Source organism: Pseudomonadota bacterium (assembly GCA_026388215.1).
Taxonomy (GTDB): Bacteria; Desulfobacterota; Syntrophorhabdia; order Syntrophorhabdales; family Syntrophorhabdaceae; genus JAPLKF01.
Window position 1 is genome coordinate 1 of record JAPLKF010000174.1, and the last position, 1,711, is coordinate 1,711.

The 1,711-nt window shown below is 41.6% G+C and carries 3 protein-coding genes; all 3 read left to right on the plus strand.

Features of this window, described 5'->3' with window-relative positions:
* The coding region (locus tag NTU69_09820) for an ATP-binding cassette domain-containing protein (protein ID MCX5803807.1) at nt 1-355 on the plus strand (355 nt) is incomplete at its 5' end.
* A gap of 226 nt (nt 356-581) precedes the next feature.
* On the plus strand, nt 582-1,076 hold the full coding sequence (locus NTU69_09825; protein MCX5803808.1) for a hypothetical protein: 495 nt from the start codon (nt 582-584) through the stop codon (nt 1,074-1,076).
* A partial coding sequence (locus tag NTU69_09830; GenBank protein ID MCX5803809.1) for an amino acid transporter occupies nt 1,066-1,711 on the plus strand: 646 nt, incomplete at its 3' end. The genes NTU69_09825 and NTU69_09830, both read left to right, overlap by 11 nt.

Here is a 1,711-nt window from a genome sequence, read left to right on the forward strand (position 1 = left end):
CTATTCTCTCTTCCCGAGGCTCAAAGAAAGAAAAAAGCAGACCGCAGGAACGCTCTCCGGGGGTGAACAACAGATGCTTGCCGTGGGCAGGGGACTTATGTCATTACCCAAGTTGATGATGCTTGATGAGCCATCCCTGGGTCTCGCCCCGTTCCTGGTGCAGGAAATATTCACTATTGTAAAACAAATCAATGAAGCGGGAGTAACGGTTCTTTTAGTGGAACAGAATGTAAGACAGACTCTCGCAATAGCGGATAGGGTCTACGTACTGGAAAACGGCAGGATTGTTCTCCAGGGCACTGGCAAAGAATTGTTGAACAATGAACATGTTAAGACAGCCTACCTGGGTGTTTAGACGAAAAGAACGATTTTGAAAGCCTGAAAACCGAACTGAAAAAACTACGAGAGTGTTAAAATATAAAAGGATTAATGGGCAAACAGTTATACTTTTTATTTTTGCCTCTTATCAAAACCACATTAAAAAAACGATTTACATATTTCTGCCAAAACAAACTAAATATGTTGAATTTGCCATGAATTAAAGGTAAAATTCCACGTCAAAAGGACCCATAACAAAATCCATGAAACAAAAAAACCATACAGAATCAGAAATTCCAGAGCACGAGCAAACCTTTTTAGAGAAGATTAAGCACAGATTAATCGGTGCACCTCGCGATATCAATGAACCTTCAATCTTCCACAAATTATCCCTCATTCCCTTACTTGCATGGATTGGCCTTGGAGCAGATGGTCTTTCATCCTCCTCATATGGTCCTGAAGAAGCATTCAAAGCGCTCGGTTCTCATACATATATTGCTCTCTTTTTGGGGTTGGCTACTGCACTAACAGTCTTCATCATCTCCTACGCTTACTCCCGCATTATTGAGCACTTCCCGCATGGTGGTGGTGGTTATATAGTAGCAACCCATACCATTAATGAAAATGTAGGTGTTGTCTCTGGTTGTGCACTTCTGGTTGATTATATGCTGACTATCACCGTATCACTTGTCTCCTGCGGAGATGCAATTATTCTTTGTAGTTTTTTTAATTATTTTTCTTGTTACTATGAATCTTAGAGGTGTAAAGGAATCTGTTACAATCCTTGCCCCAATTTTTATTATTTTTGTCATTACCCATGTGTTATTGATTGGTTATGGAATCTTAAGTCATGTACCACAAATTAAACCTCTCTACGGTGAACTAAAAGGAAGTTTTAGACAAGACTTATCAGTTTTAGGGATGGTAGGCATATTTTCAATTTTTTTACGTGCCTTTTCCTTAGGTGGTGGTACATATACCGGTCTTGAAGCAGTATCTAATGGTATGCAGATTATGCGTGAACCAAAGGTTCATACAGGTAAACGTACTATGGCATATATGGCAACATCCCTTGCCCTTACAGCTGGCGGCCTGTTCTTCTGTTATTTCATGTTTAGAATACAACCGGTCGAAGGGAGAACACTCAATGCTATTCTTGCCGATAGTATGTTTGGTAACTGGCCGCTGGGCTACTGGCTGGCGTTAATCACAATCCTTTCTGAAGGTGCCCTCCTCATAGTAGGTGCCCAGGCAGGGTTCATAGATGGTCCAAGGGTAATGGCCAACATGGCTGTAGACTCATGGTTTCCCCGTCGCTTTGCAGCACTCTCTGAAAGGTTTTCCATGCAGAATGGGGTTCTTGTAATGGGCGTAGCTGCCCTTGTATTACTTA